General features: G+C 46.1%; 12 protein-coding genes. All 12 read right to left on the bottom strand.

Annotation, left to right across the window (positions count from 1 at the left end):
- Positions 1-1,854 carry a hypothetical protein gene (locus H6780_04150; protein USN88651.1) on the bottom strand — a complete coding sequence of 618 codons (1,854 nt, stop codon included), beginning with the start codon at positions 1,852-1,854 and terminating at the stop codon, positions 1-3.
- A 117-nt stretch (positions 1,855-1,971) separates the two neighbouring features.
- Positions 1,972-2,715 carry a hypothetical protein gene (locus H6780_04145; protein ID USN88650.1) on the bottom strand — a complete coding sequence of 248 codons (744 nt, stop codon included), beginning with the start codon at positions 2,713-2,715 and terminating at the stop codon, positions 1,972-1,974.
- An 8-nt stretch (positions 2,716-2,723) separates the two neighbouring features.
- Positions 2,724-3,407 (bottom strand): hypothetical protein, encoded by a 684-nt coding sequence (locus H6780_04140; protein USN88649.1) that lies wholly within the window; start codon positions 3,405-3,407, stop codon positions 2,724-2,726.
- A gap of 5 nt (positions 3,408-3,412) precedes the next feature.
- A complete protein-coding gene (locus H6780_04135) occupies positions 3,413-5,182 on the bottom strand; it encodes a hypothetical protein (protein USN88648.1) in 1,770 nt (589 codons plus the stop codon).
- On the bottom strand, positions 5,172-6,242 hold the full coding sequence (locus tag H6780_04130; protein USN88647.1) for a hypothetical protein: 1,071 nt from the start codon (positions 6,240-6,242) through the stop codon (positions 5,172-5,174). Before H6780_04130 ends, H6780_04135 begins: the two co-directional genes overlap by 11 nt.
- A 119-nt stretch (positions 6,243-6,361) precedes the next feature.
- The gene (locus H6780_04125; GenBank protein USN88646.1) at positions 6,362-7,519 is read right to left on the bottom strand and encodes a hypothetical protein; all 1,158 of its coding nucleotides are present in this window, start codon (positions 7,517-7,519) and stop codon (positions 6,362-6,364) included.
- 327 nt (positions 7,520-7,846) lie between these two features.
- Entirely contained in the window at positions 7,847-8,953 is a 1,107-nt protein-coding gene (locus tag H6780_04120; GenBank protein USN88645.1) for a DUF4215 domain-containing protein, read from the bottom strand.
- Between the two features lie 2 nt (positions 8,954-8,955).
- Positions 8,956-9,912: a hypothetical protein gene (locus H6780_04115; protein ID USN88644.1), complete on the bottom strand. Its 957-nt coding sequence runs from the start codon at positions 9,910-9,912 to the stop codon at positions 8,956-8,958.
- 96 nt (positions 9,913-10,008) lie between these two features.
- The gene (locus tag H6780_04110) at positions 10,009-11,892 is read right to left on the bottom strand and encodes a hypothetical protein (GenBank protein ID USN88643.1); all 1,884 of its coding nucleotides are present in this window, start codon (positions 11,890-11,892) and stop codon (positions 10,009-10,011) included.
- Between the two features lie 112 nt (positions 11,893-12,004).
- Positions 12,005-13,219: an ABC transporter permease gene (locus tag H6780_04105; protein USN88642.1), complete on the bottom strand. Its 1,215-nt coding sequence runs from the start codon at positions 13,217-13,219 to the stop codon at positions 12,005-12,007.
- Positions 13,220-13,221: 2 nt separating this feature from the next.
- Entirely contained in the window at positions 13,222-14,544 is a 1,323-nt protein-coding gene (locus tag H6780_04100) for an ABC transporter ATP-binding protein (protein ID USN88641.1), read from the bottom strand.
- A 56-nt stretch (positions 14,545-14,600) separates the two neighbouring features.
- Complete coding sequence (locus tag H6780_04095) at positions 14,601-16,121, bottom strand: fibronectin type III domain-containing protein (protein USN88640.1); 1,521 nt, start codon at positions 16,119-16,121, stop codon at positions 14,601-14,603.
- Positions 16,122-16,146 lie beyond the last annotated feature (25 nt).

Below are 16,146 nucleotides of genomic sequence, written 5' to 3'. Positions count from 1 at the left end.
CTATGGTTGTGTACTTGATGAGGTTGTCGAGACGACCACATTGGCGACACTGTCTACTTTTATCGTGCTTGGCGTAGTAGTCGGAACGATTACTAAGTCATATTCGGTCAGCTCAAAGTCAACGGCTGGTGATGTAGTTGCAGGTGCCATAGGCTCTGAAGCCGCGTCAGATTGGATCTGTTTAATATTTAAGATGTCTGTAGAAGTCGCTGTGCTGGTTGCAAGATTTAAGTCACCATCTGGTGAATCAGTTTGGGGAGTGGTATGCATTACGTCCTTTTCCTTTTGAGCAGATTTGTTCTGAATCAAAGCCCTAATCTCTCCGGTCGGGTCTGCCTCCGGTATATCGACTGGGTCCTCGGCCGGCTTAGCAGCAATTGGAGCCGAAAGCCCAGTAGCAGGGTCAAATCCTTGCGTCACTACGTCACCGTTATCGAATTTTGTGTCATAAACCAGCACAAAACGAGGGTTTTCAATTACTCCCCCTTCATGTCCTGCAATCGCCATACTCTCACCGCTCTCTAAAGAATACACCATAGCCTCTTGTTGATCTTTCCCTAGAACACTCCACAACACATAACCGTCTTCAATTGCAGGCGCAACATCTTGTGCAGCGTTATCGGTGAGCTGATCCGTGTAAAATCCATCAAAATACATAATCTCCCAGTCATGACCATCCCACGCCTGCCACACAATGCCCTCACTAGAAACTTTTGGCTCCATGTTGTTGGTACGAGAAAACGTCAACTGTCTCTCTTCACGACTTCTTAAGTCATACAAAATAATTTGATACCGACCATCAATGAACCGCTGCCATACAATCTGCATTGACTCTGCGTCTAGTTGAGGCGAGGCGTCATCGAGTTCGTTGTTCGTTAACTGTTCAATGTCTCCACGTTTTGTTTTCAAAAAAATCTCCATGTCACCATCGACGTCACGCGCACTGTACACCGTTGACTGCTGATCAACTGGTAATTCAGAACTAATACTGCAGTGATAGGTTCCATTACCAACAGCGACGCAAGACTGTCTGCTGAACTGATAATAATTATCATCGGTAACGAGATACTGCCCATCCAAAGTGAGGCCAGGTTCAATGGTGTCTACAGGCAGGTCGTTTTCCACAGTTGAATCATCTGTGTGATTCACTACGATAAGTTCCGCCTCATCATCTTCAGAGGGAGCTTCTGCCCCAGAATCTGAAACCTCGTCATCTGAAACATCAGCAGGGTCTGTTTCTGTAGAAACGGTCGTTGTGTCGTCAGCGCCATCAACCGAACCTTCTGTGCTTGTTTCAGCCGCTTGGCTGGCCGTGCTTGTTGCACTTGCCAGCACAGACGTAGTCGCTTGTAGAATGCTTGTAGAAGCGTTGTTTTGCGGAATGACAGTCTCTGGTACGACAGGACTGTCATCTGTTGTTGTAGCGGAACCAGTTCCTGATACACTATCTACCGCCAAATCTTCAGCGCCTGATTGATTTTCCTGCTCTTCAGCTTGGCTACCATCATCAGCGTCATCGCTCACGTCATCTACCACAGACAAGGTGTGTGTATTTGGAGTTGTTGCATCTTCGTCTGACACAGCACTAGTGCTCTGTGATGCTTCTCCCATCGCTTCAGGCTGTTCGTTATCAGAACGTTCTTGAACCTTCACATCGTCCGCAACTGGAACCACCACGGTTTCCACTTCAGCAGCTAGCTCTTCATTTGCTAATACTTTATGAAATGGTTGCAGTAAAAACGAACCGAATAGACACAATACTAAAAAGAGTGAGAAATTACTTCTAAATACAGCAAAATACAACCACGATTGGTGGCTTCTTCCTCCATTAAAAAAAGTTCGGTTTGAGCTCATTCTTGTATTGAGAACACGCTCTACGTTGTACCGATGTGGCGGCTATACCACATACATATGATACCAAGCAGGACTCACAATTGTGAGTCCTGCTATCAACATATTTTGACTTACACACTAGAAAAAGAAATTTGCCAGTATGATCGAAAAGTCTCGGAAGGACATTTTGCCATCGTTATTGAAGTCATAAAGTGTGTTTTTATTATGCCAAGCGGCCATAAATGCGCTTATGTCAGTCAATGTAACCTTTCCATCACCATCAATGTCGGAAACCACTTTAATTTTAACGTCTACGCCTATGTTTTCTGGAGAAGTATTCTCGTCATACACATACAAGCTTACTGACGAGCTATCCGTCTCAGTTGTTGAAACAGGGCTACCGGCGCCGTCACCCGCCAAAAGCATGACGTCTGAGACGCTAAACGTGCTCTGACCAGTCTCTTTAGCCACCATGTCGAGAGTTGCAATCTTGTGCTCTTTAACAAACCCGCGCCTAAACGTACCGCCGCTTAATGATACTGTGCCGTTTTTAATCACCGGCTCTTCAGTCCAAATAGTTAACACAGATTGACCTCGGTCAACCGAAAGGACGGTGACAGCATCTGGATCAAAGTGAAGAGTTATATCAACGGCGTTTACAGGCACGTGAGCATAGGCGTATACATCAATTGAAAAACGTTGGCCTGACTCAACCGTGGCAGCAGAAGTAGCGAGCCGAATATACGAAACATCAGAAGTACTCGTGATTGCTGCTGCACCAAGCAACATCGCAGCGGTGAAAACTGCAGAGAACAAGAAGCGTACCGTTCTCGTACTTTTTCTTTTTCTCTGCAGAAGATACTTCTGAATAAATGCGTTCATACTCCAGTTTAGAGCGGCACCAGCTCAGCACGGAGGGTTGAGGCTTGCTTATTTGCTACCAGGAGTGTTTCTTGAATTTCTTTTGCTTCTTGTAAAATTTCCTGGATTTCATCTGAATTTGCACTCTTACCAGAAAGCAACGTTGCGATTATTTTGTCTTGTGCGCCAACCAGTCTCCCAAAAAGTTCGCTTTGTCGCTCCTCCTCAGCCGCAAGCGCCTTCCATTTTTGAACTAAAAAGGCTCCACTTAGATTGTCCCCTAAAAGAATACTTAGTTGTGTAACGTACGTTTCGTATATTTCAATTTCTCGAGTAAGTCGTGAGGACATCAAAGACTTTCGGTCAGAAAAAAATGAACCACAACGACCGAATAGACGTTCTAAAGTTATCAGTTCAGTTTGAGATAATCCAACATTTAAGCGGCTGAGCAAACTGTCAAACTCCGTCCTTTCGTTTACAGCACAGTCATGAATAATTGACTCACCTGCAACGTCTACCCCGTTTCTACCAGTAGCTTCTGCAATAGCAAGCAAAACAGTCTGTTGATCTGCAATTTGTAACCGCGACGTCTGCTCATAAGCACTAAGGCGAACGTCGACGATCGCGGTGGTTGCAAAGTAAATTACCAAGACTCCAAGCAAACATGCACCTACAGTCTTTACGGTAAACCAATTTTTGATTGCTGTTTTCATATTCATTATTTCTTATCTGACTTATTTGTAAGGTCCGCGATATCAACAATTTCCCTCTCTACTTTCTGTTGTGAATTGCGAAGTGCTGCGGCAAAAAGCTCAACCATTGACTCTTCAGCGATTGTTAGTTTTTTTGTTCGACGCGACTCGGCCATAACACGTGACTGCTGCATCAAGGTAGTTTGCAGGTCAGCAAACTCGCGCCTCAAGATTTGCAATGCTTCGATGGATTCTACGCGAACAGCTTTTCGGAAACGGCGTGCGTAGATAAACGAGTACCACACACCAAGCAACAGCACGGCAATTAAGACAAGTAGCGGTATCAAAACTGACAAAGCACTTACCAGTAATGAACCAATCCGAACAAAGCCCGGCTGTTGAACAGCGATTCGCACCACATCTGAGAGTTCACTTTGTGCCCCAAAAGTGTCTGTGGCGCGTGCCGTAAGCTCATACACACCAAGACTAAATCTTCCTTCTGGAATAAAGGTAAACTCCCCTCTGTCGTTTGCAGTCACCTCATAGGATAGCGGCTCACTCCCCAGCTTCGTAACAAAAACCTCCACTACTGCATTCGGTCTGGTCTGACCCTTTATAACAGGAATAACTTGTTCGCTAACTTCACTTGGATATTCAGTAAAAATTGGGCGATCAAACGCTGCGATAGTAAATGAGAACGTGCCCACGATGCTATTTCCAGCCTGATCAAAGGCCTCCACAATTGCTGTGTGGTACCCCGGCTCCAACGATGGCAAACGCACACTGCCAGAGGCAACTGAATCAGTTACTTCAAATGGGTCGTCTGCGTCAAGCTTAATCTTAAATTTCTCAATTCCTGATGTTTCATCATTTACGTCTATTTTAAGTACCTGAACAGGATTTGCCAAATCAGCCTCTGCCGCCAACGAAATATCAATGCGAGTAGGCTTTTCGGTGTCAACTGCTAAGCGGTAATGTGCGACCTTACCCCAGCCTTCACTGTTCTTAAACTGCACATGGAAGTACTGCACACCTTCATCTAAGTCATCTACGGTTATGTGTGAGACGGCTTCTTCGTACACTTTAGTTGGGATTGAACTCGGGTTTGCGTCGAGCAGTGTCCGTACCGCAGTCACTCCCTCCGGCACGAGCCAAGCAAGCTCTGCTTTGGTGTTTGTATACCAGCCTGTGCTATCCGAATGAGAACTAGAAGTCACCTTCGGAGCTGCTGGTGTATTGGCAGGCGCCACATATTCAATTACTTCCGGAACTGGTGTTGAAACGGCTGCTTGAATTGTATAACTGCCACCATTCATTGCGGTTAGGATGTTTGTACCTTTACCGTCGTTGGCCAGCACCGAACCGTTCTTAAAACTTACCCGGGGTGAGCCAGCAGTTACCGCTCGAAATGTAATGGTCATAATGGTTCCACTTCGACCGGAGTAACCAGCCGGTGAACCACCGCTAAAGGATATTGTTCCTGCACTGTTTGAAAACGTTGGCTCCGTCACCCATAGATTAAAAATCGAGCTGCTACGGTTCACAGAGACGACTGAGAGCTCGCGCGGATTGAACGATAGCGTCCCTTCAGCGGCATTAATTGATTTTCCATCAGGCGCAACACTCACACTTACTGAAAAAGTGCTGTTTACTGGGTATACACCGGTGTTTGGCGAGAGGCTCAATGTTGCAGCATAGGACGTTGCACTGAAGCATACGAAATATGCCAAAACAAGCCCAAGAAGAAGAGCAGCTTTTTTTGCAAAACTGACTATAAGATTTGTTTTATACATCATACTCATCCTTGTTACGCTCATCATTTTGATCTGGAGTAGCAGCTAACTCATTCTCACTCACTCGCTTTTGACGCTTACGTTTAACATAGAGCAGGCCACCAACAAGAAGCAGCAACATTAACACGAGTGAAGCTCCTACAACGGCAATCGTTATAATTTGTGAGTATGACATCGTACGCATACTTTCGTCCGGCAGAAGATTTGCAATACGCTCATTACCTGCTTTGTCCACCGCCTTAACCCTAACAATACTGTTTAGACTTTGGTCTTTTAGTACGTACGGACTCCGCGCTGTAATCCATGGCGCATCTGCTCTTCCCCATTGAAATGCACCAAATTGACTCATAGGCTCCTCAATAACCTCATAATGATCAATACCAGTTTGCTTGTCTGAGGTGTTGAAGACGATATAGTACTTTCCAGAAAAAGCCTTTTCGTCACGCTGTAGTGAGATGCTAAATTCTTCAGGCAAAACCCTGTCTGCATCAACTTCTTTTTGCCACGCGTTCTGTAATTCTGCACCTGGCTTTCTGATAATTGAAATTCTTGATGGATAGCTTTCAACCGGCACAGCAGTACCTTGTCCATCATTGAGATACGCAAGACTCTCGTCTGTAAAGTAAATTTCAGCGATATTACTATCAGCAGCACCACCAATTGAAAAACCCGGCACCATTACAACTAACTTCATGAGAATATTACTGAGTCGCGGGTCTCCAATTACTCGGCCGCAATATCCATTTGGAATGCCGCCAGCGAAAGTTATTGTTCGCTCCGTTCGATTGATAGTAGGCTGTTCTACCCACATCGAAAAAATTGATTCGCCAATCGAAACGTCTACTGGTTCAATATTGGTTGGGTAGCTAATCACTGCACTCACGGCATTAACGCACTCCTCTGCCATTTCATCTACATCAAGTCTCACCGCGAGTGTCGCCGAGTCGCCGCTATGTAATGTTGGAGTGCCCGGGTCAATATATAGTGAAGCCGCGTAAACGTTAGTTGATGACAACATCCAGAAAAAACTGGCGAGAAAAAACAAATACGTACCTCGTTTCATTACACACAGTATAGCAACCTCATTTACAAATAATCCGCTCTGTACACAAGCAAAAAACCCTTCTCGTGGTGGGAGATAGGGTTTTTTGTTTGTTAACTCCAAGCTTGAAGCCAATTTTACTAGAAAACCGGCGTTGCTACATATGTCAGTGTAGCAGTGTAGTCGTCGGCAGCTTCCTGTAGTGAGGAAACCTCGACCTTGTAACCAACTCGAGTGGTTCCTTCACCCTGTGTTGTACCATTTGATGGCCCAGTGTGACGAAATACTTCTGTTGGCGTAGTCAGTACGGCTGCGAATCGATCGCCGCCAGAACCAACATTGAACGGATTGGTGAGACCTGATGTCAATGTGTCGTCATCAGATGTAATACCCCAGTGACCGTATGTATCTTCATCGCCAAGCGTCTGTGACGGTGCTTCCCAGGCGGTTGGAGTAGTATCTCCGTTACCGTTGCGGAAGCTGTCGATATCAGCACCATTAGACGATGTAAGCTGTTGATCTGCCTCTACCGTTACAACAAAACCATTACGTGCGTTGGTCACAACAACCAAATCCTGTGCTGCAGTACTCGCGGTATCAATTTCCAGCTGACCAAATGGAATGGTAGTTGCTGTCGTTGTACCGCCAGTGGTTTCACCGTTAACTGTTTGACCTCCAGCAACGCCAGTTACTGTAAATGTAAACTGGGTGTCAACTGAAGCGGTAACAGTAACTGTTTCAACAATTGCAACACGTGTTGCGCCTGTATCAACAGAACCTGCAGTAAGGTTGATTTCGTATGAACCAGCTGCTGGATTGGTTAGTTGCTGATCACCAAGAGTTTGGTTTGTAGCATTAGTACCAATCTCAATCGTTGTGGTTCCATTTGCTGCGATCAAGCTGCCGTCACCAGCACACATAGTGATGGTGAGAGTTGTGCCTGAAAAAGCAGCGCTAGCCATTTCTGAGCCTGAACAATCAGCTGCCAGTGAGAACTCACCAGATGATGTGGCTACATCAATATCAGTGAAGTCGACTGAACCAACCACAAACGGTCCATCTGAGAAATCAACCGTGATTGTTTCTCCGTTGGCCACTCCGGTTGGAGTAGTGAACGCAATGGTATGGTCAGCGGCTGCTGCTGGAGCAGAGCTAGAAAGGGTGTTGCTAAACGTCGTGACATTTGCAGCTTCCGCAAAGCGGAATGTTGGTAAGCCAAGCGACCAAAAAATGATTGCTGTAGCTACGATAGCTGCGGTAGCTTGGAGCACAGTGAACGCGTTGGACGCTCTGTGCATATACTCTACGTTGTATTAGACTCACAGCCTGTTTTTGTGGTGTAAAAACAGATGGGCAAAAACCCATGCGTGTAGTACGGTCTCCACTCCGACTACAACAAAATACACTGTAAGCATACCTACAAAGTAACACTCGGCTGAAGTGCCCTCGTATGTGATACAAGCAGTAATGCTAATTGATTACCTCCTTTGCAAGTACAACTTAATTTTACCGCAAGAGTTTTTTTAAAAATTAGTTTATTCACAAAATTTTATTTCTGAAATGCATAATTTCACACATTCATTCATGAGTTTATAAAAACGGCAAAACCTGCCGCAAGGCAGGTGTTAGCCACTCCAGTTGAAAAGTAAAATAGAAAAGTCTTCCAGACTCACTCGCCCATTACCATTGATATCTGCTGGTGGATTTGAGTCACCGCCGTCAGTCTGCCACCAGAAAATCAGAATAGAAAAGTCAATCAAGTTTATGAACCCATCACGATTAAGATCAGATGGCGTGGTCGCGCGACCTTCAACACCAACAAACAGCTGCAGTGAGGCACTAAAGCTACTATTGGTAGTAAGTGGGGGTGTATCAGTAATAGTACGAGCACGCAGCGTGTGTTCGGCTATTGAAATCTTAGAGGTGTCAAAAAGAATACTCCACTTACCGTCGCTACCCGCCGTTGCTTTTTCAATAAGTGAACTATTGTCAACATGCAGTTCTACGGTTGACCCTGGCACACTTTGTCCCGACACTGTTACCGCAGCACCCGGATCAACATTCTGGCTGGGCACAGAAATGGTTGGCGGCAGAATGACACCATTGATGTTTGTAATTGCGCCTTGCGTTACATCAAACGTGTTGTTAAGAGTGATTGAGCGGTTACCACTATCGTCATTAGCCCAGATGCCTAACGTAGCTGTGCCTGGATCTGCCTCGGTTGTAAATTCAAAACGTCCGTCACTGCCTGAACGAACCGTGCCTACGGTCTCTGTATCAAGAAGAAAGTTTATTGTACGAGAGGGATACGCTCTTCCGATGATGCTGATTAAAGTATCACCAACACTTTTTGAGCTTCCGCCGCCGCCAGACGAACCGCCGCCAGACGAACCGCCGCCGCCAGAACCTGCTGGCTCAATTTTACAAAGCGCGGAGCAAAAATCACCGTTATCATTATTACCATCATCACACTCTTCTCCGTGTACGGTCTGGAGAATACCGTCACCACAGTACGGACCAAAATTGCAGGAAGCTGTACACTGCCTACCTGCAATTGTTTGACTGTACACTCCAGTCTCTCCAGGCACATCGCACTGTTCGCCCGAATCCACAATAGAGTTTCCACAAATACTTACACTTAGCGTAGTAGTTGCGTAATCGAGTGTTGCTGCCAGCAGAAAAGTTGGCACCACAAGAATGTTTAGGGTGAAGAAAAAGAAGAGGTACTTCATACTTACCTGCGACGACGAACTTTATCCTTTTGTCGTGACTGCCACGCGTAAATACCGGCAATAACAAGTGCGAAGATTGGAAGAAGTACTGAAATCTTGTGAGCAAAAGAAAGACCAATGAAACCAAAACCTGCTGTCTGCAATGTGCCGTACGCAAGGATATTTAAGCTAATGTCTCCTTCCTGCTTAATGTCCTCACCATTGAAGATTCTGTATCTAGCGACATAACTACCGGCTGGAAGCCTAGTCGGGAGCTCTGCGGTAATTGTCTCTGTTCCATACGGCGCAACCTTTACAAGCTTTCCGATGTTTTTTGTTTCTTCAAGTAACACCTTACCTGCTCTATCAAAAATTCTAAATTCAATTTTCGACGGTGCAATGTCCACGTTACCGGTATTCTCAATCATCATGTCAAAATCAATTTTTCCCGGAAAATAGAGCCAGGCTACTTTGTGTCCTTCGTTTAAATCTGCCGCTGAAATTTTGCGAACACGAAAATCTTTGATTTGTTTATCAATAACAGAGAGACTAATATCTACCAGTGCGCCGAGGGAAATACTGACAGCTCCCGGTGACACCTTCCCATCTTCAGGTAGTGTACGGATGCGAATGGCACCCTCGTAATCCTTAAATTCAGCGTCAGACGGTACTGTAACTCGCACTGTCATTGGCACTTTTTGAGCACCCTTGGGCATGTGAATTTCTTCACCTTCAACGATTTGTATCCAACTTTCAATTTCTGGAGCATCAACAGAAATTTCAGCTATCTGCCCGACATTCGTGTCACTGCGAACGAGAAGAATCTGCTGCTCGTACGTTGAATTGCGAGTTAGGCTTGTATTTCGCACATACGGCGGTGTGATACCAAAGCCAGCAAATACATGCTGCGCACCCATGCTAAAAAAAAGCACAGGTAAAAAAAGAACAAGCATCACGAAATTTTGCACAACCCTATTCATGTGTATGCTACATATTATCGATAAAAAGTACCTAAAAAGCAACAGCCACTGCTGGATAACAGTGGCTGTTGCTTTTGTGCTAATTGGAGATATGCGTTACCAGTCGATTGCTTCTGCAGTCACTGCAGTAAAGGTGTTAAGGCCTTGGTAGTTACCGGCAAGAGTAATCGCTACCGGAACTGCGATACCCCAGTAAGTATAATCTTGTTCCCAAGAGGCACTTGAAGTACCTGTTGTTTTTGGAATGTTAAGTTCTACTTCCTGGTTTGTGGTAGAAGACAGCGCGAAAGCCAACCCACTTGCGTATGACAACGAGGTAGAGGCGAACTTCTGCTGATCGTCAGGAATTGTAGAAGTAGCTGAATTGCTACATGGTGTAGATGGACTATAGGTGCCACACATTGAATCTCCACGGACTTCCTGGTCAAGGCCTGTATTTCCCACATTGAGCGCCGATGAAGTTGCAGACAGTGTACCAGAATCACTTCCTGGCTCAATTGATCCATAGGCAATCTGGGCACTTTCAATATCAATGGCAGTAAAGCTATTTAATTCAACAGGATTTGAGGTCGTTGACATTGGACCCGTCAAACCATCATCGTCGGTCCCAGACACACCGGCTGACCAATTTTGTGCAGCAAGTGCAGCTGGTGTTTCAGGACCAGAGTCGGTAGGATCTGCAATAAACCAGAGCGGGAATTCACACGTGTAATCCATGTAGTCCTGAAGTGGACTTGCACAGGTGGTGGTAGCAGTACAAGAAAGGTTCCAGGTTGCAGTTGGCACACCGCTTGGATAACAGTTGTTTGGATCATATGAACCAGCGCTTCCATCACAGGTTGTTGTTCCGACACCAGACCGGAAAATCGATACGGTGAAGCTAGCGATTTCATCAGTAGTTGAAGCTGCCGTTAAACAGCTATTAGCATCTCTAATGGTGAAATCAAGTGTCGTACTTGGTGTTTCACCAGCTGGAATAGTGAGCGTGATATCAGAACCACCGTTGAGATCAATGTCTCCACTCAATACCACCGGAGCAACGTTGTTTACATCAAAGTCCTGGTTAAGCGGGTTAGCAGTAGCTTCGTGGCCGTGTTCATCCACAATGTACCCATAGGCAGCGTATGTATCATCTCGAATGATTGCTGGCAATGTGTAGGTTGCCGAAGCATCACTCAAAATAGTAATGGTAGTTGAAGCGATAAAATCGTTTGGACAAGTGTTGAGTGTGGCATTGTAGTCAGTGTTTGAGCTACAAACCACAAGATAGATTGCATCTTCCCCACCAACCACATCCGGGTCGGATGATGTTGAGTGGAATACGAGAGTAGCTCCAGGATCAGCTGGTCCATCGTTACCGAAATCGGTGAGTACAGGACGACTATTTACGTTGAACGGAGATGAATTTGTTGCGCTGTAACCCTGGACTGGAATATTGTTACATCGCGGATTGAATGGGTCGTCGTCACATACCCACGCGTACCACTCTTGAATTTCTGCGAATGGCGCAGCTTCAGTCGTGGTTGTTGCAGCTGTTGCTACTGCCCCACTTGTCGTACTAGTGGAAACGGCCCACTGCGTCGCACCTACACCACAGTCAGGCGGCGCTGTTCCCAGACTTCCAGCATCAGCTGCCTGATTGGCAGTTGGTGACGCATTAGTGCTGCAAATGAGCAAGAAATACGGTGCACCGTTACTATCCTCTCCAATTGCGTTCCAGACAATCTGATCACCAGAGTTGGTCGGGGTTGAGGTTGACGACTCTGTCTGCTCATGTGCATTTAAGGTAAATTGCGGCGGCGTATTAAGCACGGTTAGAGTCGTAGTAGCTGTCTGTGCAGACACACGATTGAATTCCTGTGTCCCCACATCAAACATAAATGCGACCATAAACACTAATAAACCAGCTAAGGCGGTAACGATCGTTATCTTCCCTGCTGTGCGCACGTAGCGCGGAAGCTCTTCTCGGTTGTACGACATAACAATAAATTTCTAAATTACTTTTACTAACATTGTAACGATAACTTCTTCCCTCGATGACGAGTTATACACAGAGAAATGAACTTTCTGTGGATAACGCTGCGCCTATCCACTACTCATATCTGATTGCATCAAGCGGGTTTAGTTTTGATGCACGGCTGGCTGGGAAAATACCGGTCAAGTATCCTACAGCCGCAGAAAAAAGTGCAATAAAGCTCAAAAAGTCCAGTGGGAATGAGAACAGCCTTACCGACTGGCCACCAAATTGTCCAGCCACAATATTGAGGAAAACATTCACCGTCACCCCCAGAACGACCCCCATCAAAATACCGCTAAGACCGCCGAGAAAACCTACCACAATAGACTCCGACACGAAGAGATATTTCACATCATTAGGCGAGGCACCGATAGTACGCATGATTCCAATTTCTTTAGTACGCTCGAGCAAAGTAACGGTCATCGTGTTGAACATACCAATAGCAGACACAACGAGGGCAATACCTCCGAACGTGGCAAGTACCACCTGGATACCCTGGAAGATTTTTGACGCCTGCTCCACTGTCTTGGAGAGAGCTGACACTCTATACCCCTCTTCAATCAAGCGTTCTTCTACGATTGGCAGATTTTCATTCGTATCCACACGCACCTGTATGCGCTCGTACTCTTCAATACCGACGTGATTACGCAATTCTGGCAACATCATCATGACGTTCAAAACAGCCTCCTCTTTGGTGATGCCTCTCACGGTGTACTCTTTATCAATCAGAATTTCGTTTACGTTGTCCGTTCCATCATTTGCAGGCACCAGAAGACGAATAGAAACTTTTTGGCCAATAAAACTATCCATCTCGTCATCAGCCACACCAAACAACTTAAGGGTTGCTGGTGAAATCATGATTGAATTAGCGTCTCCAGCATCTTCATCAGTAAACACCGTGCCAGCTTGTGCGGTCACACCAGCGTAGCGCAAATATGGTGGTTCGACTCCTTGCACGAAAACGTTGCCGGTAAGACCCTTAAAGGTAATAAGTGCCGGAAAACGTGCCAGCGGCGCAGCGTCAAGCACTTCAGTCATATTTTCAAAGCTCGTTACTGTTTCTGGCGTAAGACGTAGGCCTTGTGCTCCGGTAGAGGAAACACCGAGCGAAAGCAGCGTTTCACCGAACACAATTTGCTCCAAAATAATTTGCTGCAAACCGAAACCGAGTCCCACCAAAACTACCACGGCTCCGGTCCCTACTCCCATACCAAGAATCGTCAACCACGTACGCATTGGGTTCGTTTTAAACATTCGAGTGGAGAGTGATGCAAGATCTTGTACACGCATAATTATTTCTTATAGTCTACATCAACGCCTTGAGCGATGACTTTTTCAAAGTATCGAGTAAGATCATCGGCTTCACGCTCAGACAGGCCGAGTCCGCCAGCTCGAATACCTTGCAACATTCGTTCGTTCATAGCAGGTTCCTCGATTACGCCCGTCACACGGTCAGCAATGAGCTCGGTCATGTTGGTATCTTGTTCTTTGGTAAGCTTAATATGATACTGGTGCAATAAATGTTCCTTTAGACGCTCTGCAAGCTTATGCTGACTAAAGAACACGTTGTCATTTTCTTTTCTCGCTCTAAACCTTCGCACGTCGGCTGCCTGATCCATCATCTTTGCCACCACGCCAGCCATGTGACGTGCTTCTTTTTCCGAAATCTCGACTCCTCCTCGCTCAAGCGGCATCATGAGAGCCTTTATGAAAGCGTCCCGGTCAATTTTGCCTTGGATGAAGAAATTGATTGCACGCTCAAGCTTGCCAAGCTGATCAAATGTATATTGTTGGGTTAAAAAATTAACCATACTTTTAACGCGCCATGTCTCCACCGAATCGTACGGATACAAACGGGCAAGCTGCTCAAGCTCAGTTACAATTGTCTCTCCCTCATTTACAGGCTTGATTTGCTTTCGTTGCGGATTGACGACCTCGCGTAAAATCCAACCATCTTTTAGATAGTACACACGGTGCGCATAACTAAGATGCGCCGCATTATGTGACACCATGATAATCGTTCGGCGATCAAACGTGTTAATTTCGTCAATTTTATCCATCACCTGTTGCGTAGAAACCGAGTCGAGGTTTCCCGTTGGCTCGTCAGCCAAAAGAATTTTAGGGTCGTTAACCATTGACCGCGCTACTGACACACGCTGCTGCTGTCCTCCAGAGAGCATCATGGGCAGCTTATGGGAAACATGTCCTACCCCAAAACGATCAAGCAGAGCCTGGGCACGTCGTTCTCTCGTTGCTTTATCGGCATCGCAAAAAATCATTGGCAGAGCCACGTTATCAAGCACTGATAGTGACATGATGAGGTTGAATTGCTGAAAAATAATACCCATCACGTGGCGCTGAAAATACACGCGCTCTGCAGGCGGATACGCATACACGTCATCACCCTTGATAAGAAGCGTTCCCTCACCTGGCGGTAAAGAACCTTGAATGGAGTACATGAGTGTAGATTTTCCACAGCCTGACGGACCGAACAAAATAATGTACTCACCTTCGTAGATGTCAGTATTCACCCCTTGCAGGGCTTTAAATTCATTCGATTTACCCTGATTGTAAATAATCGAAAGATCCCGAGCTACAATGAGCGGTTTTGCCATAGCACTATTATGGCACTCTTCGGCAAAAGAAAGAGTTGGGGTATCCCCAACTCTTTCTAGCCACCGATATTTTTGACCCATCCAAAGGTTGATTCAAAGTTTTCGAGAATCAAGTCAATGATGTTCTTTTCTTGAATTGGCGTAAACAGCACAAAGTTTTCTGACCGAATGTCATTCCCCGCTTCGTCAACACAATCAAGGTAAAACTGATACACCGTAGCCGGGGCAAAATCTACTACTACTTCAACATGGCTTGTCTTATACTCAACTTGCTCTTTCTCAATCGTATATGCATCAGTACCGCCAGCCACACCTTCCTGGTATGTCATAAGACACGACGCTGGCTCGTCGGTATCCCATTCAACAATCGTCTGAATGCGTGACTCACCCCCGGGGAATAACGTTGATTCATTAGTCACGTTGGTAATAATCGGTGGTGCAATGTCTCGGACGGTAATGAACTGAATTGGCTGACTACGTACGCGATCACCACCAGAGTTTTCCGCAGTCACAAAGGCTACGTATCTAGTACCCAGCGTAAGGTCTGACAAACGCATCTGGTGCGTTGTTGCTAGCGTTGGACGGCCGACAGACTGTTGTTCACCAGTGGTTTGGTCTTGATATTCAACCAACGCCTTGGTTGGAACATTTGTGTCCCAGGCCAGCGTAGCTGAGTTTTCTTCCACCTTGACCACGCGCAAGTTTCGAATCTCAGGCATTGTTGCTTTGGTCTGGAAGGTGTAATTACGACTTTCACCAGTAATACCGAACGTATCAGTAGAGACCACTTTGAAACTATAATCAGTGAAAGCAGTGAGACCGATGAGCTGTACTTCATGTTCGGTAGTATCGCCAGCGGTTGACTCTTGGGCATACGCATAATTTACTCCGTCAAAGCCACGAGTTGCTGAAAAGAGCACTTTTGACGTTGCTTCACGGTCTGTTGTCCATTTTACTATGGCAGTGGTTGTTTCTGGGATTACCGTTGGCGGACCCACAATAGTGAGATCCTCCGTAATACCCTCAATTGCCTTCACGGTTTCGTTAAGAATTTCCTGTAACTGCTCGGGGTTAGTGATTTCGTTAATTTGCTCAATAATTTCTTGGGTTGTCTGACTCTGCGTCTGTGAGGTGGTGGTCGTCTCTGTTTGCGAACTACTTCCATCACCGGCAGCTGTTCCCTGCCCATCTGAGGACGACTGACCATCACCGGTCTGTGGTGTGCCCGAAGTCTGTACGCGGTAATCCGCTGAAATGCCTTGATTGCCACTGTCATCAGCTGAGACTACTCTGAAGTAATACACACGACCAGGCTCAAGGTTATCAAGCGTAATAGAGTGAGTCGTGCGATCAGCCACCGGCACACGAACGATACCGTAGTCGGGTTGGAGGCCATAGTTTACTGCTGAGTCAGCATTTTCGTCGGTCTCCCAGGTAACCGTGACACTGGTTTCGGTTACATCAGTTACTTCCACACCAGAAATATTTGGAGCTGACTGATCTGCAGCGTACACGCCTACAGGCAAGAACGTAGCAAGCAGTGCTGTGAAAAGTACGACCGAAAGAGCTCGTTTCATACGTAGTAGTCTATCATGCATTACC

This window comes from Candidatus Nomurabacteria bacterium (assembly GCA_023898565.1).
In the GTDB taxonomy this organism is placed as follows: Bacteria; Patescibacteriota; Minisyncoccia; order Phycocordibacterales; family UBA918; genus OLB19.
The sequence above is the reverse complement of the archived record's forward strand: the minus strand, read 5'-3'. Positions and strand labels throughout refer to the sequence as shown.

What these genes read in the sequence shown, in the direction of transcription:
- H6780_04150 (USN88651.1), bottom strand. Translation starts at nt 1,854, where the DNA reads ATGAGCTCAAACCGAACTTTTTTTAATGGAGGAAGAAGCCACCAATCG.
- H6780_04145 (USN88650.1), bottom strand. Translation starts at nt 2,715, where the DNA reads ATGAACGCATTTATTCAGAAGTATCTTCTGCAGAGAAAAAGAAAAAGT.
- H6780_04140 (USN88649.1), bottom strand. Translation starts at nt 3,407, where the DNA reads ATGAAAACAGCAATCAAAAATTGGTTTACCGTAAAGACTGTAGGTGCA.
- H6780_04135 (USN88648.1), bottom strand. Translation starts at nt 5,182, where the DNA reads ATGATGTATAAAACAAATCTTATAGTCAGTTTTGCAAAAAAAGCTGCT.
- H6780_04130 (USN88647.1), bottom strand. Translation starts at nt 6,242, where the DNA reads ATGAAACGAGGTACGTATTTGTTTTTTCTCGCCAGTTTTTTCTGGATG.
- H6780_04125 (USN88646.1), bottom strand. Translation starts at nt 7,519, where the DNA reads ATGCACAGAGCGTCCAACGCGTTCACTGTGCTCCAAGCTACCGCAGCT.
- H6780_04120 (USN88645.1), bottom strand. Translation starts at nt 8,953, where the DNA reads ATGAAGTACCTCTTCTTTTTCTTCACCCTAAACATTCTTGTGGTGCCA.
- H6780_04115 (USN88644.1), bottom strand. Translation starts at nt 9,912, where the DNA reads ATGAATAGGGTTGTGCAAAATTTCGTGATGCTTGTTCTTTTTTTACCT.
- H6780_04110 (USN88643.1), bottom strand. Translation starts at nt 11,892, where the DNA reads ATGTCGTACAACCGAGAAGAGCTTCCGCGCTACGTGCGCACAGCAGGG.
- H6780_04105 (USN88642.1), bottom strand. Translation starts at nt 13,219, where the DNA reads ATGCGTGTACAAGATCTTGCATCACTCTCCACTCGAATGTTTAAAACG.
- H6780_04100 (USN88641.1), bottom strand. Translation starts at nt 14,544, where the DNA reads ATGGCAAAACCGCTCATTGTAGCTCGGGATCTTTCGATTATTTACAAT.
- H6780_04095 (USN88640.1), bottom strand. Translation starts at nt 16,121, where the DNA reads ATGAAACGAGCTCTTTCGGTCGTACTTTTCACAGCACTGCTTGCTACG.